General features: G+C 41.2%; 21 protein-coding genes. 16 read left to right on the top strand and 5 right to left on the bottom strand.

What is annotated here, in order from left to right; translation table 11 throughout:
* Nucleotides 1-126: 126 nt before the first annotated feature.
* Together SP4011_RS10645 and SP4011_RS10640 are read left to right on the top strand one after the other, a co-directional pair.
* Complete coding sequence (locus tag SP4011_RS10645) at nucleotides 127-747, top strand: LysM peptidoglycan-binding domain-containing protein (RefSeq protein ID WP_000843460.1); 621 nt, start codon at nucleotides 127-129, stop codon at nucleotides 745-747.
* 272 nt (nucleotides 748-1,019) lie between these two features.
* Nucleotides 1,020-1,607 carry a hypothetical protein gene (locus tag SP4011_RS10640; protein WP_001108794.1) on the top strand — a complete coding sequence of 196 codons (588 nt, stop codon included), beginning with the start codon at nucleotides 1,020-1,022 and terminating at the stop codon, nucleotides 1,605-1,607.
* Between the two features lie 442 nt (nucleotides 1,608-2,049).
* Here the strand turns inward: SP4011_RS10640 and SP4011_RS10635 are convergent, their stop codons facing one another.
* On the bottom strand, nucleotides 2,050-2,940 hold the full coding sequence (locus tag SP4011_RS10635) for a helix-turn-helix domain-containing protein (RefSeq protein WP_001268180.1): 891 nt from the start codon (nucleotides 2,938-2,940) through the stop codon (nucleotides 2,050-2,052).
* Between the two features lie 382 nt (nucleotides 2,941-3,322).
* Between SP4011_RS10635 and SP4011_RS10630 the strand changes: the two genes are divergently transcribed.
* From SP4011_RS10630 to mnmG, 10 genes are all read left to right on the top strand, one after another.
* Nucleotides 3,323-3,610, top strand: coding sequence for a lactococcin 972 family bacteriocin (locus tag SP4011_RS10630; protein ID WP_001230162.1), 288 nt, complete (start codon nucleotides 3,323-3,325; stop codon nucleotides 3,608-3,610).
* Nucleotides 3,611-3,661: 51 nt separating this feature from the next.
* Nucleotides 3,662-5,770, top strand: a complete 2,109-nt coding sequence (locus SP4011_RS10625) for a bacteriocin-associated integral membrane family protein (RefSeq protein ID WP_338619294.1) — start codon at nucleotides 3,662-3,664, stop codon at nucleotides 5,768-5,770.
* Nucleotides 5,767-6,408, top strand: a complete 642-nt coding sequence (locus SP4011_RS10620; protein WP_000571326.1) for an ABC transporter ATP-binding protein — start codon at nucleotides 5,767-5,769, stop codon at nucleotides 6,406-6,408. The genes SP4011_RS10625 and SP4011_RS10620 overlap by 4 nt, the downstream gene beginning before the upstream one ends.
* A gap of 205 nt (nucleotides 6,409-6,613) precedes the next feature.
* The gene (locus SP4011_RS10615; RefSeq protein ID WP_001038467.1) at nucleotides 6,614-7,420 is read left to right on the top strand and encodes an ABC transporter substrate-binding protein; all 807 of its coding nucleotides are present in this window, start codon (nucleotides 6,614-6,616) and stop codon (nucleotides 7,418-7,420) included.
* A 16-nt stretch (nucleotides 7,421-7,436) separates the two neighbouring features.
* Nucleotides 7,437-8,633: an argininosuccinate synthase gene (locus SP4011_RS10610; RefSeq protein WP_001827143.1), complete on the top strand. Its 1,197-nt coding sequence runs from the start codon at nucleotides 7,437-7,439 to the stop codon at nucleotides 8,631-8,633.
* A gap of 28 nt (nucleotides 8,634-8,661) precedes the next feature.
* Nucleotides 8,662-10,056: an argininosuccinate lyase gene (gene argH, locus SP4011_RS10605; protein ID WP_001107622.1), complete on the top strand. Its 1,395-nt coding sequence runs from the start codon at nucleotides 8,662-8,664 to the stop codon at nucleotides 10,054-10,056.
* A complete protein-coding gene (locus tag SP4011_RS10600) occupies nucleotides 10,037-10,162 on the top strand; it encodes a hypothetical protein (RefSeq protein ID WP_001827144.1) in 126 nt (41 codons plus the stop codon). The genes argH and SP4011_RS10600 overlap by 20 nt, the downstream gene beginning before the upstream one ends.
* 317 nt (nucleotides 10,163-10,479) lie before the next feature.
* Nucleotides 10,480-11,601 carry a tRNA 2-thiouridine(34) synthase MnmA gene (gene mnmA, locus SP4011_RS10595; RefSeq protein ID WP_001282944.1) on the top strand — a complete coding sequence of 374 codons (1,122 nt, stop codon included), beginning with the start codon at nucleotides 10,480-10,482 and terminating at the stop codon, nucleotides 11,599-11,601.
* A 140-nt stretch (nucleotides 11,602-11,741) separates the two neighbouring features.
* Nucleotides 11,742-12,197 (top strand): NUDIX hydrolase, encoded by a 456-nt coding sequence (locus SP4011_RS10590; protein WP_000615910.1) that lies wholly within the window; start codon nucleotides 11,742-11,744, stop codon nucleotides 12,195-12,197.
* A 9-nt stretch (nucleotides 12,198-12,206) separates the two neighbouring features.
* Nucleotides 12,207-14,120: a tRNA uridine-5-carboxymethylaminomethyl(34) synthesis enzyme MnmG gene (gene mnmG, locus SP4011_RS10585; RefSeq protein ID WP_338619293.1), complete on the top strand. Its 1,914-nt coding sequence runs from the start codon at nucleotides 12,207-12,209 to the stop codon at nucleotides 14,118-14,120.
* 199 nt (nucleotides 14,121-14,319) lie between these two features.
* On the opposite strand, the gene rnjA is transcribed toward mnmG, so the two are convergent.
* Together rnjA and SP4011_RS10575 are read right to left on the bottom strand one after the other, a co-directional pair.
* A complete protein-coding gene (rnjA, locus tag SP4011_RS10580) occupies nucleotides 14,320-15,999 on the bottom strand; it encodes a ribonuclease J1 (RefSeq protein WP_000331990.1) in 1,680 nt (559 codons plus the stop codon).
* Nucleotide 16,000: 1 nt separating this feature from the next.
* Nucleotides 16,001-16,234 (bottom strand): DNA-dependent RNA polymerase subunit epsilon, encoded by a 234-nt coding sequence (locus tag SP4011_RS10575; protein WP_000639572.1) that lies wholly within the window; start codon nucleotides 16,232-16,234, stop codon nucleotides 16,001-16,003.
* 279 nt (nucleotides 16,235-16,513) lie between these two features.
* On the opposite strand from SP4011_RS10575, the gene SP4011_RS10570 reads away from it, so the two are divergent.
* Entirely contained in the window at nucleotides 16,514-16,729 is a 216-nt protein-coding gene (locus SP4011_RS10570) for a hypothetical protein (protein ID WP_000282482.1), read from the top strand.
* Nucleotides 16,730-17,049: 320 nt separating this feature from the next.
* Here the strand turns inward: SP4011_RS10570 and cibB are convergent, their stop codons facing one another.
* Nucleotides 17,050-17,202: a fratricide two-peptide bacteriocin subunit CibB gene (gene cibB / locus SP4011_RS10565; RefSeq protein ID WP_000974044.1), complete on the bottom strand. Its 153-nt coding sequence runs from the start codon at nucleotides 17,200-17,202 to the stop codon at nucleotides 17,050-17,052.
* Nucleotide 17,203: 1 nt separating this feature from the next.
* Nucleotides 17,204-17,389 carry a fratricide two-peptide bacteriocin subunit CibA gene (gene cibA / locus SP4011_RS10560; protein WP_000180841.1) on the bottom strand — a complete coding sequence of 62 codons (186 nt, stop codon included), beginning with the start codon at nucleotides 17,387-17,389 and terminating at the stop codon, nucleotides 17,204-17,206.
* A 177-nt stretch (nucleotides 17,390-17,566) separates the two neighbouring features.
* On the opposite strand from cibA, the gene tsaB reads away from it, so the two are divergent.
* The 3 genes from tsaB to tsaD are packed head-to-tail and all read left to right on the top strand — an operon-like array spanning nucleotide 17,567 to nucleotide 19,684.
* Complete coding sequence (gene tsaB, locus SP4011_RS10555; RefSeq protein ID WP_000865719.1) at nucleotides 17,567-18,250, top strand: tRNA (adenosine(37)-N6)-threonylcarbamoyltransferase complex dimerization subunit type 1 TsaB; 684 nt, start codon at nucleotides 17,567-17,569, stop codon at nucleotides 18,248-18,250.
* Complete coding sequence (gene rimI / locus SP4011_RS10550; protein ID WP_000569844.1) at nucleotides 18,247-18,684, top strand: ribosomal protein S18-alanine N-acetyltransferase; 438 nt, start codon at nucleotides 18,247-18,249, stop codon at nucleotides 18,682-18,684. Before tsaB ends, rimI begins: the two co-directional genes overlap by 4 nt.
* Entirely contained in the window at nucleotides 18,674-19,684 is a 1,011-nt protein-coding gene (gene tsaD, locus SP4011_RS10545) for a tRNA (adenosine(37)-N6)-threonylcarbamoyltransferase complex transferase subunit TsaD (RefSeq protein WP_000655024.1), read from the top strand. Before rimI ends, tsaD begins: the two co-directional genes overlap by 11 nt.
* Nucleotides 19,685-19,729 lie beyond the last annotated feature (45 nt).

The following is a 19,729-nucleotide window of genomic DNA, read 5'->3' as shown; positions in this document are numbered from 1 at the left end:
ATGACAAAAAATACCTTATTTAGGGAAATAAAAAATAATTTTGTAATATTTCTACATAAAAGTGTTAAGAAACAGTAATATTTAAAGGGTATGATAGAACTATAGAAAGAAGGAGAATTTTTAGATATGAAATCAACAACTAAAAAGATTAAAACAACTCTTGCAGGAGTAGCTGCCTTGTTTGCAGTATTTGCTCCATCATTTGTATCTGCTCAAGAATCATCAACTTACACTGTTAAAGAAGGTGATACACTTTCAGAAATCGCTGAAACTCACAACACAACAGTTGAAAAATTGGCAGAAAACAACCACATCGACAACATTCATTTGATTTATGTTGGTCAAGAGTTGGTTATCGACGGTCCAGCAGCTCCAGTAGCACCAGCTTCAACGACTTATGCAGCACCAGCTGCTCAAGATGAAACTGTTTCAGCTCCAGTAGCAGAAACTACAGAAGTAGTGGAAGAAACTCCAGTAGCAAGCGAAGCAGTAGCAGAAGAAACAGTTGCTTCAACTGTAAGCGGATCTGAAGCAGAAGCCAAAGAATGGATCGCTCAAAAAGAATCAGGCGGTAGCTACACAGCTACAAACGGACGTTATATCGGACGTTACCAATTGACAGATTCATACTTGAACGGTGACTACTCAGCTGAAAACCAAGAACGTGTAGCAGATGCCTATGTTGCAGGACGTTACGGTTCATGGACAGCCGCTAAAAACTTCTGGCTTAACAATGGCTGGTATTAAGAAATAGGGAAGGAGCTTTGAATGGCTCTTTTTTTTATTACTTGACAGGTTATATATGTTGATTTATAATATAGGTAAAGCAGGAGTTGTGTAAGCGTTAACAAATGCAGTGCCCTTAACTTTGTATTCAGCAAAGAATTATGATGTAGCTAGAAAAGAAAGAATTCTAGTTTGATACAATACTACCAGTCTTATTTAAAGTTGTTATGGAACTATTTTCAAAATAGATAGGCCTCTGTTTTAGGCGGAAAAGTTAATCAGGAGGTTAAGTGATGAACTACAATTTAAAATATCTTTTATCAGGAATATTTGTCCTAGTCTTTATAGGTTTCCTAGTCTGGATGCGTTATTTTAATCAGAGGAAGGAAGAAGAGCATTCGGATGTGTCTTTTGAAGCGAGGTTAGATAGTGAGGTCAAGGACTTATATAAACAACTAGGATTGGGTGAGGAGCCTCATTATTTCTTAGCCTATCGCTACCTACATCCTTGGTTTGATTTGGCGATTTTACCACCAACAGTTGAAATTTTCTTAACTAAAATAGCGTTGGTGATGGTAACTCCAGATGAACTACTGATAAGAAATATTGGGAATGGGATGACTTTCACAAGTGAGCATCATCGTGATTTGCGACAAGGCCTTATCCGCATTCCAAAATCAGAGATGAAAGAATTTGAGATTCGTAACTGGAAAAAATTTTTTGTATTTGGCGATTTTTTGACAATTAAAACAAGCCAACATAGCTATTATTTGCAGGTTAGAGATGATGGACTTCAAAAAGGAAGTCTTTCTACCAAACATTTCTCAGACTTGAAACGACAAGATTTTCTAGGATTATTGACAGATAAAAGGACATTCTGATAGACAATTGCCCTAGCGGCTTATTGTAAACTTTACAGATAAGCTGTAAATACTAGAATCCATTCAGAAAGGCAATTCCTATGAAAAATAAAATTTTAATCATTATTTATATTTTAGCCTCGCTAATCATCAATTTTCTAATCTTTTCACTTTTGCATATTGATTTTAAGTGGTGGACAACTCTGGCTATCAGTGCAGGATTTATTTACACCTACTTAAAATTTAGTAAAAAATAAAAAGAGGTTGCACTGATTAAAGAAAATTAGAATATATTAGAGGTAAACAGATAGTAGTAGGGGGATTAAGATTTCTATTGATGAGCCTGAATTTTCTTATAACGTTATCCAACAAACTGACCTATGAAACTTCAAAAATTTAAAAACCACAGGGTATTCCTTTCAACTTGATTGTATTCAAGATTGGAATTACAGTGTGGTTTTATTTAGAAGTTAGTTTTTTCTAAGCCCTTTTCTCTTTCCTTCCGTTGATAATAGGTCTCTACTTCTTTTTTGAGATGAGACAGCATAGAAGTTTCCTCGGTCAGCTCCAGAAGTGAGAAACCTTTTTGGATAAGTCTAGCGTCATCCCTACAAATCCCGATACGGGCATAGCAGATAGCAAGCCTATCGTAGTGCTTCTTTTTCTTGGCATCCTCTAGTAAAGTATAGCAGATTTGTTGACACATGTTTTTGTCTTGATGGTATAAGTAAATGGTGGACAGATTGAGTAGGATTGCCATTCGTAAGTCATATAAATGTTGGTAGTTTTTATAGACTTCTAGGCGTTGCAATATTTTTCCAGTGATGAGATGGAGGTGTTCGATGGGAAAGCTGAAAAGGATGGTATTGAGGATTTTTAGGTCGCTTTCATACCATGTATCTTGTTTTTCAATTTTTTCCCAAAGATTTTTGATAGTCTGTTTCACTTGATCTGACAGTTCCCCAGTCCCATGTTGACGGAGATAAATAACAACTTCCAGCATATCCCTGATTTCTTCTATAGGTAGGTCGTGGCGGGTCTTGAGATAGTTTTGGCATTTTTGAAATAGTTTTTCGAGTTCACTAGTCCCTAGAATTGAGCTCATATTGAGATAGGTTTGCATGATTTCTGTTCGTTGGCTTGGTTGATAGAGATGGCAGATATAGTCAAACTCTTCAAAACTCATATTGATTTGCCGGAGAAGAAACTCCATATTTTCATATTTGGGAGTTACCTTGCCGCTTTCAATCTTTGATAGGCTGGTTCTTGAGATGACATTTCCACAGACCTCTTCTTGGGTCAATCCTTTTGACTCGCGTATTTCTTTATAGACCTTTCCGAAATCATAACGCATAATTTTCTCCTTTTCGTGAAAAAAGTTAACAAATAATAAAATCCTATTAAAAATATTGTATCATAATAACAGGAATAGTAAAAAAGAAAACTAAAATAATGTGTGAAAAAAGTTAACTAATTTTAAAATAGAATAAAGAAGAGGTATACTATAGATACAAAATACAGATAGGAGGGAAAAAGTATGAATAAAAAAGTTTTTCGCTTTTTAGTTCTTCTTGCTTTCTTATTCAGCATTGCTACGGTTTTCCCATGGAAATGGCCGATATAATGCGCTAGTTGTAAAAATGAAAGGAAGGTGAGTCCAATGGACTACGATACTTGTTGATAAATTACTATAGCTGTTTTTACGGAACAGCTCTCGATAATAGGAGAAATAAATCATGAGAAAATTAGTTAAAATTGGTGTTGCATCTTTAATGGTATGTGGTATACTTGCTACTACAAATGCTTTAGCAGTATGGGTTGAGGGTGGTCAATGGAACTATGGAGTAGGTTGGACAGGAACTTTTGGATATTCTGATTATTTACATTCTACTCGATATCATACAGCAACTGTTAAAGATGGAAATAAATTCTCTAAGGATTATGCAAAACCTGAGGCATGGGCTAGAGCTTCCCTCACCAAGATTCCGCCAACAGGAATGGAATATTTCTATGGATTTGAGTAAAATTCTTCCCTCTCCTATTTGGAGGGGGAAAACTGTAGTGGAGGCACTTTTATGAAAAAAATCAGTAATTTCTGTATGTTACTCCTGCTTCTGTGTACCACTTTTTTTGTTTTTAATGTAAACTATACACGAGAAGTGGTTCGGATTCAAGAAATGGGAAAGACTGTAGATTCTTTGGATTTGTATTTGAAAGATATTAACGAACCTGCAGCGTCTGTTCTTCGATTTTTTGAGGATGTATCAAAGGAGTATAAAGTCTCCATCATCAAAACAGACAGTGGTGATGAGGTAATCAAGTCTGGTGTTTTTGATAAAGATACCTTCCCCTACCAAGAGTTTGGGATTTCTTCTCTTGATTTTACCACAGATGGTGAAGGAGTCTATAGTAATAAAGAAATTTCCAATAAACTTGGTACGATTCCGACCTTTCTAAAAGCCAAACCTATTCAGCTTATGACTTTTCAAACCTATATCAAGGATACATCTCGTAGTTTAAATGGTCGCTATACGATAACTTCTACACAAGAGATGGACAAGGATAGGATTGTACAGAAATGGAGCGATTTTTTCAAGATAGACCAGGCTACCTTGCTAGAGCCGACCTACAAAAGTGCAGTGGAAGTCATAAATCGAGATTTGCTTTTATCTGCCATTGTTTTTGTCTTGGCTATTTTGCTTCTTGTGTTAGTGACAGTGTATCAACCGATGATGGAGATGAAAAGAGTTGGGGTACAAAAATTACTTGGTTTTCAAGATAGGGCTGTTTTAGCTGATGTTGTAAAAGGCAACCTTTACCTCCTCCTAGGTGGGGCTCTTGTGATCAATCTAGGCGTGTTTTTCTTGCTTGATTATAAGCCAAAAGATTTGTTTCCTATGCTGTGGTTGTCTCATTTTTTGCTGTTGCAGCTTTATCTCTTTATCAGTTGGTTGACTTACCTCTTAATCCAAAAAATGACAATCAGCTCTCTGCTGAAAGGTTTTTCATCTTTCAAATTTGGTCTTATCTTCAATTATGTGATGAAAATAGGGACAACTATTTTACTGACGGCCTTACTGATTGGGGTGGGCAGAAGTTTAGAACAAGAAAACAAAGAACTTGCTTATCAGCAACAGTGGGTAAGTCAAGGTAATTACCTGACCTTAGAAACCTTCAAACTCAATGATAATCTGTGGCAAGAAGAGCTAGCAGGGTCAGGGAAATCTACAGATTATTTCTATCGATTTTATCAGGATTTGGTAGAAAAAACGCAGGCGGGCTATGTGCAGAGTAGCAGTCTTCCTGTAAAAAATTTTGTCCAATCAGAACAGATTCAGCAATATCAGTTAACAGATACGGTGGATGTTTACTATGCCAATCGCAATTTTCTAAAGAGCAAGGGATTCAAGCTACCAGATACCGGTATTAAAAAAGTTATTTTGATGCCAGCAAGTACGAAAGGTGAAGAAGATAAAAATCAGCTCTTGGGGAAGTTAATTGCCTTTCATTCGATGAAGTATGAAGAGCAGCAAAAACGAACGATAGAGGAGATGGATGTCGAGATTGCCTATTATGAAGGAGATTGGTCATTTTTCCCATATAGTGATAAGCGAAAGGAAAATCTCTCCAATCCAATTATTAGCTTGGTCAATGATTCTGATATGATGTGGGATGAGAAAGCCTCCCTGTCAACAACTGGCTTAAATAATCCGATTAAAATTGAAAATACGGTTCAACATCAAAAAGAGATTACAGAGTTAGTTGAGAAATTGTCAGATGGAAATTATTTAAAATTTTCATCGATTCAAGCCATTCAACAAGAGAAAGTGGATTCTTATAGAGATGCTGTTCGGAATTTTAACCTACTCTTTGCTTTGTTTGGTCTCCTTAGCATGATGATTTCCTACTTTTTACTCGTTACTACTTTCTTGTTGAAGCGCAGGGATATCATTACCAAGAAGTTTATGGGGTGGAAACTGGTCGATCGCTACCGCCCTCTCCTCGTTCTGCTCTTGCTGGGCTATAGTCTGCCTCTTCTAGTCTTGATTTTCTTTGCCCATGCGCTCTTGCCACTCCTACTTTTTGCAGGTTTTACATGTTTGGATATACTATTTGTGCTAGGCTTGGCTTCTAGGATGGAGAAAAGAAGTCTAGTAGAGTTATTGAAAGGGGGCATCTTATGATTGAGTTGAAAAATATTACCAAAACCATTGGAGGAAAAGTGATTTTGGATAACTTATCTCTCAGGATTGATCAGGGAGATTTGGTAGCCATTGTTGGCAAGAGTGGTAGTGGTAAGTCGACCTTGTTAAATTTATTAGGTTTGATAGATGGTGATTATGGCGGACGGTATGAGATTTTTGGTCAGAAAAATCTAGCAGTCAATTCTGCTAAATCACAAACAATAATTCGTGAACATATCTCTTATCTGTTTCAAAATTTTGCCCTGATTGATGATGAAACGGTCGAGTACAATCTTATGCTGGCGCTGAAATATGTGAAATTGTCCAAGAAAGACAAACTCAAAAAGGTGGAAGAGATTTTAGAGAGAGTAGGTTTGTCAGCTACTTTGCATCAAAAGGTTTCCGAGTTGTCTGGTGGGGAGCAACAACGAATTGCAGTTGCTAGAGCCATCTTAAAACCCAGCCAGCTGATTTTAGCCGATGAACCTACAGGTTCGCTGGATCCTGAAAATAGAGATTTGGTCTTGAAGTTTCTCTTAGAGATGAATCGCGAGGGGAAAACAGTTATTATTGTGACCCACGATGCTTATGTAGCCCAACAATGTCATCGTATCATTGAATTGGGCGAGGGGAAATGAGTTCGTTCGGCTTCTTTTGACTGACTGAATACTCATACTTTCCAGAGAGAAATAGCATAAATACGCCTAGGAATGACATTTTTATGTAGTATTTCTAGGTTTTTTTGTTTCAAATTGAAAAAAATTCAATTTGGGCTTGACAAAGAATGAAGATGGGTGTATTATTTATACAATCAAAAGGAATAAACATAAAGGAGGTTTTGTTATGAATAAGATGAAGAAGGTGTTGATGACGATGTTTGGTTTAGTGATGCTCCCCCTACTATTTGCTTGTAGTAACAATCAATCGGCTGGAATTGAAGCTATCAAGTCCAAAGGAAAATTGGTTGTAGCTCTCAATCCAGATTTTGCTCCATTTGAATACCAAAAAGTGGTTGATGGGAAAAATCAGATTATGGGTTCAGATATCGAATTAGCCAAGGCTATCGCAACAGAACTAGGTGTCGAATTGGAACTATCTCCCATGAGTTTTGACAATGTACTGGCTAGTGTTCAATCAGGAAAAGCCGATCTTGCCATATCTGGTGTTTCTAAGACAGATGAACGGAGCAAGGTGTTCGATTTTTCAACTCCCTACTATACTTCAAAAAATAAGCTCATTGTCAAAAAATCTGACTTGGCTACTTATCAGTCTGTCAACGACTTAGCGCAGAAAAAGGTCGGAGCGCAGAAAGGTTCGATTCAAGAGACGATGGCGAAAGATTTGCTACAAAATTCTTCCCTCGTATCTCTGCCTAAAAATGGGAATTTAATTACAGATTTAAAATCAGGACAAGTGGATGCCGTTATCTTTGAAGAACCTGTTGCCAAGGGATTTGTGGAAAATAATTCTGATTTAGCAATCGCAGACCTCAATTTTGAAAAAGAGCAAGATGATTCTTATGCGGTCGCCATGAAAAAAGATAGCAAGGAATTGAAAGAGGCAGTCGATAAAATCATTCAAAAGTTGAAGGAGTCTGGAGAATTAGACAAACTCATTGAGGATGCCTTTAAAGCGTCCATTGAAAAATAGAAAGAAGGAAAAGAACATGAGTAAAGAAAAAGTAGTTTTGGCCTATTCTGGCGGTTTAGACACATCAGTTGCTATTACCTGGTTAAAGAAAGACTATGATGTTGTTGCAGTTTGTATGGATGTGGGTGAAGGGAAAGACTTGGATTTCATCCATGATAAGGCTCTCCAGGTTGGAGCAGTCGAATCTCATGTCATTGATGTTAAGGACGAATTTGCTACAGATTATGTGCTAGTGGCTCTTCAGTCACATGCCTATTATGAACAAAAGTATCCCTTGGTATCTGCCTTGAGCCGCCCTCTTATTTCTAAAAAATTGGTTGAAATAGCGCATCAGACAGGAGCGACTACAATTGCTCATGGTTGTACAGGTAAGGGGAATGACCAAGTACGTTTTGAAGTATCGATTGCAGCCTTGGATCCCAATTTAAAAGTGATTGCTCCAGTTCGTGAATGGAAATGGTCTCGGGAGGAAGAAATACATTATGCCAAGGAAAATGGGGTGCCTGTTCCTGCTGACCTTGACAATCCCTACTCTGTCGACCAAAATCTTTGGGGACGTGCCAATGAGTGTGGTATTTTGGAAAATCCGTGGAATCAGGCTCCAGAAGAAGCCTTTGGCATCACAACTTCTCCAGAGCAAGCTCCAGATATGCCAGAATACATTGAGATTGAGTTTAGTGAAGGTGTTCCAGTTTCCCTCAATGGAGAAGGGTTAAAATTGGCAGATTTGATTCAAAAACTCAATGAAATATCTGGGAAACATGGGGTCGGACGGATTGACCACGTGGAAAATCGCTTGGTTGGGATTAAATCAAGAGAAATCTATGAGTGCCCAGGGGCAGTGACTCTGCTGACAGCTCATAAGGAAATTGAGGATTTGACGCTTGTGAGAGAAGTGGCTCATTTTAAACCAATCATAGAAAATGAATTATCAAATCTCATTTATAATGCTTTGTGGTTTAGTCCGGCTACACAAGCCTTGATTGCTTATATTAAAGAGACTCAAAAAGTTGTCAATGGGACTGCAAAAGTCAAACTGTATAAGGGAAGCGCTCAGGTCGTGGCTCGGAAATCACCAAATTCTCTTTACGATGAAAATTTGGCGACGTATACTAGTGCAGATACCTTTGACCAAGATGCGGCTGTTGGCTTTATTAAGTTGTGGGGACTTCCAACCAAGGTTCATTCTGAGGTTCAAAAAAGTGCCAAATAGGGCGATTGGATAGAGAGGTGGATGTGATATGGCTAAGAATACAAAATTATGGGGTGGTCGATTTGAAGGTACTGTCGAAGACTGGGTAGAGCGCTTTGGTGCGAGTATATCTTTTGACCAGAAATTAGCTAAATTTGACGTGATTGGTTCTTTAGCCCACGTTCAGATGTTGGGTCAGACGGGCATTTTGAGTTTGAATGAGTCAGAAAAGATTCAAGCAGGCTTGAAAGAGCTTTTAGAAGAGCTAGAGGCAGGCCAACTTGACTTTGATATTGCAAACGAAGATATTCATATGAATATGGAAGTGTTGCTGACAGAAAAAATCGGTCCCCTTGCAGGGAAGTTACATACGGCTCGTTCTCGAAATGACCAAGTTGCGACAGATATGCACTTGTATCTCAAGGAGCAACTAGGTCATGTCCTAGATAAGCTGACTCATCTCAAGGGTGTTTTATTAGACTTGGCGGAAAATCATGTGGAGACGATCATGCCGGGCTATACCCATCTGCAACATGCCCAGCCTATTAGTTTTGCCCACCACCTGATGGCTTACTACAATATGTTTCAAAGAGACAGTGAACGTTTTGAATTTAACCAGCAGCATACAGACCTATGCCCTCTAGGTGCGGCAGCTTTGGCAGGAACGACTTTCCCCATTGATCGCCAATTATCTAGCGATTTGCTGGAGTTTAAGCAACCTTATACAAATTCTTTGGATGCTGTTAGTGACCGCGATTTTATCTTAGAATTTCTATCCAATGCCAGCATACTCATGATGCATATGAGCCGTTTTTGCGAAGAAATGATCAATTGGTGTAGTTTTGAGTACCAATTCATTACCTTGTCAGATACGTTTACAACAGGTTCCTCTATTATGCCCCAAAAGAAAAATCCAGATATGGCTGAGTTGATTCGAGGAAAGACTGGTAGAGTTTATGGGAATCTGTTTGGACTATTGACAGTCATGAAGTCCTTGCCCTTAGCTTATAATAAGGATTTGCAAGAGGATAAGGAAGGAATGTTTGATACGGTCGAAACGATTTTAAATTCCCTTGATGTGTTGGCAGGTATGCTATCTAGCTTGCAGGTAAACAAGGGAAAAATGCAAGAGTCGACAGAGAAGGACTTTTCAAATGCAACTGAGTTAGCAGATTATTTGGCAGGGAAAGGTTTGCCATTTAGAGAAGCTCATGAGGTTGTGGGAAGATTAGTGTTAGACTCTATCAAGTCTGCTAAAAATATTCAAGATTGGACTTTGGAGGAATTACAAACCTATCATTCCCTCATTACCGAGGATATTTATGTCTACTTGCAACCTAAAACTGCTGTTCAAAGACGAAATTCCTTGGGAGGTACAGGATTTGACCAAGTGAAATACCAGATTGCAGTTGCTAAGAAAGCGAATGAAGCTAAAAAGTGCTAGATTGATAGGTTCAGAACAAGAGGTTGGTAGATTATCAGCCTCTTTCTTGTCTTCTCTAACCAAGCATGTTATAATGAATACTGCTCAAGCGACCTTCAATCGTTAAAGCACACACGACCTTCAATCGTGAACTAGTCATTTCGTTTATCTTTTATTACGTCGTTAACTCGAAATGAGATGCAAGCTGAGCTTGTCTTATTTATAACCTCAATCAGTCTCCCAGACTGATTGAGCGAACTCAAGTTATGCCTGCGACTCGTTGCCTATCATATTTTCATTTTAAGATGATAGGCTAAAATGGTCTCCCAGATCATTTTACTACTAAAAGTAAACGAAATGACTATACTCAAGTAAATTCTATTGAAAGTCATAGTAAATAGAATTTCGAGGGGTATAAATAAACGAATAGATGGGAGACTTACCATGAGTGATAACTCTAAAACACGTGTTGTCGTGGGGATGAGTGGTGGTGTTGATTCGTCGGTGACGGCTCTTTTGCTCAAGGAGCAGGGCTACGATGTGATCGGTATCTTCATGAAGAACTGGGATGACACAGATGAAAATGGCGTCTGTACGGCGACCGAAGATTACAAGGATGTGGCTGCGGTAGCAGACCAGATTGGCATTCCCTATTACTCTGTCAACTTTGAAAAAGAGTATTGGGATCGCGTTTTTGAGTATTTCCTAGCGGAATACCGTGCAGGACGCACGCCAAATCCAGACGTTATGTGCAACAAGGAAATCAAGTTCAAGGCCTTTTTGGACTATGCCATGACCTTGGGAGCAGACTATGTAGCGACTGGGCATTATGCCCGAGTGGCGCGTGATGAGGATGGCATCGTTCATATGCTTCGTGGCGTGGACAATGGCAAGGACCAGACCTATTTCCTCAGCCAACTTTCGCAAGAACAACTGCAAAAAACCATGTTTCCACTGGGACATTTGGAAAAACCTGAAGTTCGCAGACTCGCAGAAGAAGCAGGTCTTGCGACTGCTAAGAAGAAAGACTCGACAGGGATTTGTTTTATCGGAGAAAAGAACTTTAAAAACTTCCTCAGCAACTACCTGCCAGCTCAGCCTGGTCGCATGATGACTGTGGATGGTCGCGATATGGGCGAGCATGCTGGGCTTATGTACTATACGATTGGTCAGCGTGGAGGTCTCGGTATCGGTGGGCAACACGGCGGTGACAATGCACCTTGGTTCGTTGTCGGAAAAGACCTAAGCAAGAATATCCTCTATGTCGGCCAAGGATTCTACCATGATTCGCTCATGTCAACTAGCCTAGAGGCTAGTCAAGTCCACTTTACTCGTGACATGCCCGAGGAATTTACGCTAGAATGTACGGCTAAATTCCGCTACCGTCAACCTGATTCTAAGGTGACCGTCCATGTCAAAGGAGATAAGGCAGAGGTCATCTTTGCGGAACCACAGCGCGCGATCACACCAGGACAGGCAGTTGTCTTTTACGATGGCGAAGAGTGTCTAGGTGGTGGTTTGATTGACAATGCTTACCGCGATGGACAAGTTTGTCAGTACATTTAGATTGACAAATTTTCTCAATTTGCTACAATAATAAAAGCAATAGAAATGATGGTCAAAGCTCATGGATGTTGCAGGCTTTTTTGTCCTGCACTTCTTTGGAGTTTTGACTGTTTTTGTGTCGTTTAAGGGAAAGGACAAGAATGATTCAACAAGACTTTCGGACAAAAGTAGGAAATACGGTTTTTGGTGTTCGGGCGACAGCCTTGATTGTCCAAAATCGCAAGCTCCTAGTTACCAAAGATAAGGGCAAGTATTACACTATTGGCGGTGCGATTCAAGTCAATGAAAGCACGGAAGACGCGGTAGTCCGTGAAGTGAGGGAAGAACTGGGTGTCAAAGCTCAAGCTGGCCAGCTAGCTTTTGTGGTTGAAAATCGTTTTGAACAGGACGGTGTTTCCTATCACAATATCGAGTTTCATTATCTGGTGGATTTGCTTGAGGATGCCCCATTGACCATGCAGGAAGATGATAAAAGGCAGCCCTGTGAATGGATTGACATAGACAAGCTTGAGGGTATCAATCTAGTTCCAGCCTTTTTAAAAACAGCCTTGCCAGATTGGGACGGCCAACTAAGACACATTCATCTTGAGGAATAGGAGAGAAACATGACATATAATTTTACTGAAGAATACGATATTATTGTAATTGGTGCGGGACACGCTGGGGTTGAGGCTTCCTTGGCAGCTAGCCGTATGGGCTGCAAGGTCTTGCTTGCGACCATCAACATTGAAATGCTGGCTTTCATGCCTTGTAACCCCTCTATCGGTGGTTCTGCCAAGGGAATCGTTGTGCGTGAAGTTGATGCCCTCGGTGGCGAGATGGCTAAGACCATTGACAAGACTTACATCCAGATGAAGATGCTCAACACAGGTAAGGGGCCAGCTGTTCGTGCCCTTCGTGCGCAGGCTGACAAGGAGCTTTACTCTAAGGAGATGCGCAAGACAGTTGAAAATCAAGAAAATCTGACCCTTCGTCAAACCATGATTGATGAGATTTTGGTGGAAGATGGCAAGGTTGTCGGTGTGCGTACAGCTACCCATCAAGAGTATGCTGCCAAGGCTGTTATCGTGACGACAGGAACAGCCCTCCGTGGGGAAATTATCATTGGAGACCTTAAGTATTCATCAGGTCCTAACCACAGCCTAGCTTCGATTAACCTAGCTGACAATCTCAAGGAACTGGGCCTCGAAATCGGTCGTTTCAAGACGGGAACCCCTCCACGTGTCAAGGCTTCCTCTATCAACTACGATGTGACAGAGATTCAGCCAGGAGATGAAGCACCAAACCACTTCTCTTATACCTCGCCTGATGAGGATTATGTCAAGGACCAAGTGCCATGCTGGTTGACCTATACCAATGGTACCAGTCATGAGATTATCCAAAACAACCTCCACCGTGCGCCTATGTTCACAGGTGTGGTCAAGGGAGTGGGACCTCGTTACTGTCCGTCGATTGAAGACAAGATTGTACGCTTTGCGGACAAGGAACGCCACCAACTCTTCCTTGAGCCAGAAGGGCGCAATACTGAGGAAGTCTATGTTCAAGGACTTTCAACCAGTCTGCCTGAGGATGTCCAGCGTGACTTGGTTCATTCCATCAAAGGTTTGGAAAATGCAGAGATGATGCGGACAGGTTATGCCATTGAGTATGATATGGTCTTGCCTCATCAGTTGCGTGCGACTCTGGAAACCAAGAAAATCTCCGGACTTTTCACTGCTGGTCAGACAAATGGAACATCAGGTTATGAAGAAGCTGCTGGCCAAGGGATTATCGCGGGTATCAATGCGGCTCTGAAAATCAAAGGCAAGCCTGAGTTGATTTTGAAGCGCAGTGATGGTTATATTGGGGTGATGATTGATGACTTGGTGACCAAGGGAACCATTGAACCCTACCGTCTCTTGACCAGTCGTGCTGAATACCGTCTCATCCTCCGTCATGACAATGCTGATATGCGTTTGACAGAGATGGGGCGTGAGATTGGACTTGTGGATGATGAACGCTGGGCTCGCTTTGAAATCAAGAAAAATCAATTTGAAAATGAGATGAAGCGACTAGATAGCATCAAACTTAAGCCAGTCAAAGAAACCAATGCTAAGGTTGAGGAGATGGGCTTCAAGCCGTTGACCGATGCAGTGACAACCAAGGAATTCCTTCGCCGTCCAGAAGTGTCTTACCAAGATGTGGTGGCTTTCATCGGACCAGCAACAGAGGACTTGGATGACAAGATTATCGAATTGATTGAGACAGAAATCAAGTACGAAGGCTATATTTCCAAAGCCATGGATCAGGTTGCCAAGATGAAACGCATGGAAGAAAAGCGCATTCCAGCCAATATCGACTGGGATGACATTGATTCTATTGCAACCGAAGCTCGTCAGAAGTTCAAACTTATCAATCCAGAAACCATCGGCCAAGCCAGCCGTATTTCGGGAGTAAACCCAGCAGATATTTCTATTTTGATGGTGTATCTTGAAGGTAAAAATCGTAGTATTTCTAAAACTCTTCAAAAATCAAAATAATACGTCGTCGGCTTCTTACGAATGAATTCAAAGCTTGGCTTTGATTCATCTACAGTCTCCCATAGTTCCCCGAACTATGGGAGCTAACTCAAGTTATGCTTTCGCCTAGCCTTCTAGTCTGATTTCGATTTTTATTGAGTTTTAATCTAAAAAGAAAGCATAGAAAAAACAGCTCCGAAGACGGGGCTGTTTTCTTGCTTTATTCTTCATCTGGTGTGAGGATCATCGGGATGATGATCGGTTCACGTTCTGTATTTTCATAAAGGAAGGGGCGAATAGCGTTGACAATGGCACCATTGACAGATTGCACGCTAGCGTCCTTGTTTTTCAGTGCGATACGAATGGCATTGAAGAGGATACGCTGGCTTTGGCGAATCAAGTCTCCAGACTCTCTCATGTAGACAAAGCCTCTGCTGAGGATGTCTGGGCCAGATAGAATCATCTGCGATTTGAAGTCAACAGTTGCGACTGCCAGAACGACACCGTCTTCAGATAGATCACGACGATCTTTGAGGACAGCTGCGCCGATTTCACCGATACGATTTCCATCGACATAGATATCTTGGGCGTTGAAATGACCTGCGATACGAGCAGAGTTAGCAGTAAGGGCAAGCACATCACCATTGCTCATGATAAAGATATTGTCCTTCTCAACACCAGTATCTACCGCTAGTCCAGCATGGACTTTTTGCATGCGGTATTCACCGTGGACAGGCATGAAGTATTTTGGCTTAATCAAGCGGAGCATGAGTTTTTGCTCTTGCTGGCCACCGTGTCCAGATGTATGGATATTATTCACTTTACCGTGGATAACTTCGACACCAGCTTCAGAAATGATGTTAATCAGCTTGTTGACGCTAGTCGTATTTCCAGGGATTGGACTAGAAGAGAAGATAACTGTATCACCTGGTTGGAGTTGTACCTGACGGTGGGTTCCGTTGGCGATACGAGAGAGGGCTGCCATCGGCTCACCCTGGCTACCTGTACAGAGGATCAGAATTTCTCCTGCAGGGTAGTCTTTGATTTCATTTGGCTCGATAAAGGTTCCCTTAGGAGCTTTGATGTAGCCAAGATCGATTCCGTTGACAATGGCCTTTTCCATAGAACGACCAAAGACAGCGATCTTGCGCCCAGTCTTAACAGCAGCTTCTGTTGCTTGCTGGAGACGGAAGATATTTGAGGCAAAGGATGCAAAGATGATACGTCCCTCTATGCCTTGGATAATCTTCATGATGGACTGGCCAACGACTTTTTCAGAGTTGGTAAAGGTTGGAATTTCTGCATTTGTCGAGTCAGACAGGAGACAGAGTACACCGTCTTCACCAAGAGCTGCCATACGGTGCAAATCTGCTGGTTCACCAACTGGTGTTAAGTCAAACTTGAAGTCACCCGTACAGACAATTTTCCCTTGAGGAGTATGAATGACAATCCCCAAAGGTTCTGGAATAGAGTGAGTCGTTCTAAAGAAAGTTGCCTTGAGATTTTTAAAGGTCAACTCAGTATTGTGGTTGATTTCGTAAAGTTTGGCGTTGCGCAAGAGGCCGTGTTCTTCGAGTTTCCCACGGATCAAAGCCAAGGCAAGCGGCCCAGCGTAGATAGGGACATTTGCTTGCTTGAGTAGGAATGGAATCCCACCGATGTGGTCCTCGTGTCCGTGTGTGATTAAGACAGCCTTGACGCGGTCGATATTGTCTACGATGTAAGAGTAGTCAGGAATGACATAGTCGATACCCAGCAAGTCATCTTCTGGGAATTTAATCCCAGCATCGACGATGATAATCTCATCTTGGTATTCAATTCCGTAAGTGTTTTTCCCGATTTCTCCCAGACCACCGATGGCAAAAACGCCGACTTCTTCAGGTTTAAGAGTATAGGCCATATTAGAACTCCGTAATTTCGAAGGCGCCAGTTTCTTTTTCGTAATCTAGCAATTTGTCAGACAAGAGTTCGATATATTCGATATTGTACTCTGGGCGATTTTCTTCGACAAGTTGGCGAGCAGCGATGCGGCCCTCAAGTTCTGAGCTGGCATCGATGTCTAGGTAAAGTGCGCGTGTTGTTTCACGACGTGGGCTACGTTCTTTTGTTTCTTGATAAAAAACTTTGTAAATCATATAGTTCCTTTCTATTTTACAGGTCAGCTTATTCCAAACTTTTAGCATAGATTTGCTTGATTTCATTCCATTTTGTGTCTAGATTGACCTTGATTCGTTACAATTATTTCAATTATACCACAAAATGAAAAATTAGTAAAAGACGGAAACGAGAAAGTCACAGGACGATTTGTCGAGTAAACGCTTGCAAAAAAACAAAAATGTGTTATATTGATAATGGAAGTGAAATTTATTGCTTGTCATAATTCCATATAGTTTTTAAGTCAAGGAGGTTGCCCTATGTATAACTTATTTGCTTTTGCTATCGGAGCTCGCTTGGTAGCTTTTATCGTTTTTGTTGCTTGTGTTTATGGAGGGAATCTTCTATTTGCCAAAATGGAACGACGACAAACTAAGTTCTTGTGGAAAATTACCTTTGTGACTCTCTACTCGCTTTTTCTCCTCCTCGTAACCTATGTCGTTTGGTTTGTATTTTACTTTGGATTAAATGCTTAGATGCCCCGCTTATGCTGGGGTTTTTTGTTTGGGGATAAAGAGATAGTAGATTTACTATACGAAAATTCCACCCCATCTATCCAGATGAGGCGGTTTTGCATTTTTTAAAATGACATGACAATGGAATTTTCAGAGCTTATTATTTTTATGGGAGTCATTGTTCTGCTCAAAAATAGAGTTGAAGCATAAAAATAAAACAATACAAACAGATAAATCGAATGGTAAAGGGATAGTAGTAATGTTTAAATCATTGAGAATGCTGAGCAAACTGTAAGAGATGAAGACAATAAAATTTATCCTTCTAAAAATGTGTTTCTTATCTAGCATGACTTACCAAACTTTTTACGAAGGTCTTTTCCAATGGTATAACCTGCCATAAATAAAGCGATACCAACACCTACACCAAAGCCACCCTTTATTTCTTGCAATTCCTTATTAGAAATTTCACAATAGTTGTTCAAATCTTTCATCATATTAATCTCCTCCTAAAAAATAACCAGCTGCCAAACCAGAACCTATAAGTGCTGTTCCACCTGCAATAGCTTTCCAAGATACTGCTACTCCAAAGATAACCAAGGGAGCGAGACCGCCATCAATATCTGATAATTCATTTTCAGATAAGGATAAAAATTGATTGTCAAGAACGTCAAAATTTGTCATTGAACTTTCCTCCTTTTTTCTTGTTCACTTTTATATTCGTAAAAGAAAAGGAAAAGTGAACATTTTTTTAAATTATTTTTAGTTAAGTGAGGGCACTCTTGTTTAGGGATAAAGAAAATTCCCATGTGCCAGCTTTTGTAGTATAATAGTAAGCAGACAAAAAGATAGGAATGTGTTATGAAAGTATTAGCTTTTGATACGTCCAGCAAGGCTCTTTCTCTCGCTATTTTAGAGGACAAGCAGGTTCTTGCCGAGACGACGATTAATATTAAGAAAAATCACAGTATTACCCTCATGCCAGCCATCGATTTTTTGATGGAGAGTTTGGACTGGACGCCCAAGGATTTGGACCGAATCGTGGTGGCAGAAGGGCCAGGTAGCTACACAGGCTTGCGAATTGCGGTGGCAACTGCCAAGACCTTAGCTCATACCCTGAACATCGAGTTGGTTGGTATGTCTAGCCTCTTGGCTCTGGTGCCATACCAACAAGAAGGCTTGTTCGTCCCTTTGATAGATGCGCGTCGCAACAATGTTTACGCAGGATTTTATGAAAATGCGAAACCTGTCATGCCAGAAGCGCACCTGCCTTTTGATCGAGTGATTGAGCTAATCAAGGGTGCTAGTCAGGTAACCTTTGTCGGAGAAGTTGGCCCCTTTGTTGAGCAGATTCAAGAACACTTGCCAAGGACTAATTTCAAAGAAACCTTGCCAAATGCAGCTAATCTAGCTCTCTGGGCCTGGGACAAGGCAGCAGACTCCTTGCACGACTTTGTGCCTAACTACCTCAAGCGTGTCGAGGCTGAGGAAAACTGGCTTAAGAACCACACAGAGTCTGGTGAGTCTTACATTAAACGCCTATGATAGAAATCAAACGAATCCAACAACAGCCTGAACTGGCTCAAGCCATCTACGCTGTCATGGTGGATGTTTACTCAGTCAGTCCTTGGACGCTGGAACAAATCCAAGCAGACCTGGCTCAAGACCAGACTTGGTATGCTCTGGCTTATGATGGGGCAGAAGTGATTGGTTTTCTAGCTGTTCAGGAAAATATCTTTGAAGCAGAAGTCCTGCAAATCGCTGTTAAAGGAGACTATCAGGGTCAGGGAATTGCATCAGCCTTGTTTGCTCAATTGCCGACAGACAAGGAGATTTTCCTAGAAGTCAGAAAGTCAAACCAACGAGCGCAAGCATTTTACAAGAAAGAAAAGATGGCAGTCATCGCTGAGCGAAAGGCCTACTACCATGATCCAGCCGAGGACGCCATCATTATGAAGAGAGAAATAGATGAAGGATAGATATATTTTAGCATTTGAGACATCCTGTGATGAGACTAGTGTTGCCGTCTTGAAAAACGACGATGAGCTCTTGTCCAATGTCATTGCTAGTCAAATTGAGAGTCACAAACGTTTTGGGGGCGTAGTGCCTGAAGTAGCCAGTCGTCACCATGTCGAGGTCATTACAGCCTGTATCGAGGAGGCGCTAGCAGAAGCAGAGATTACAGAAGAGGATGTGACAGCTGTGGCAGTTACCTATGGACCAGGCTTGGTCGGAGCCTTGCTAGTTGGCTTGTCAGCTGCTAAGGCCTTTGCTTGGGCACATGGACTTCCACTTATCCCTGTTAACCACATGGCTGGTCACCTCATGGCAGCTCAAAATGTAGAGCCTTTGGAGTTTCCCTTGCTAGCCCTCTTGGTTAGCGGTGGACACACAGAGTTGGTTTATGTTTCGGAGGCTGGTGACTACAAGATTGTTGGGGAAACGCGAGATGACGCGGTTGGCGAGGCCTATGATAAGGTCGGCCGTGTCATGGGCTTGACCTATCCTGCTGGTCGTGAGATTGACGAGCTAGCTCATCAGGGACAGGATATTTATGATTTCCCTCGTGCCATGATCAAGGAAGATAATCTGGAGTTTTCATTCTCTGGTTTGAAGTCTGCCTTTATCAATCTTCACCACAATGCCGAGCAAAAGGGAGCGAGCTTGTCCACAGAGGATTTGTGTGCTTCCTTCCAAGCAGCTGTCTTGGATATTCTTATGGCAAAAACTAAGAAGGCTTTGGAGAAATACCCTGTTAAAACCCTTGTCGTGGCAGGTGGTGTGGCAGCCAATAAAGGTCTCAGAGAACGCCTGGCGGCTGAAATCACAGATGTCAATGTCATCATCCCACCTCTGCGCCTCTGCGGAGACAATGCAGGAATGATTGCCTATGCCAGCGTCAGTGAGTGGAACAAAGAAAACTTCTCAGGCTTGGACCTCAATGCCAAACCAAGTCTCGCTTTTGATACCATGGAATAAAATGGAGTCAGCTTAAGGCTGGCTTTTTCAATCACCAAAGTGTCA

Origin of the sequence: Streptococcus parapneumoniae (assembly GCF_037076355.1) — a bacterium.
In the GTDB taxonomy this organism is placed as follows: Bacteria; Bacillota; Bacilli; order Lactobacillales; family Streptococcaceae; genus Streptococcus; species Streptococcus parapneumoniae.
Note: the sequence above shows the minus strand (reverse complement) of the source record. Positions and strands in the feature narration are given on the sequence as shown.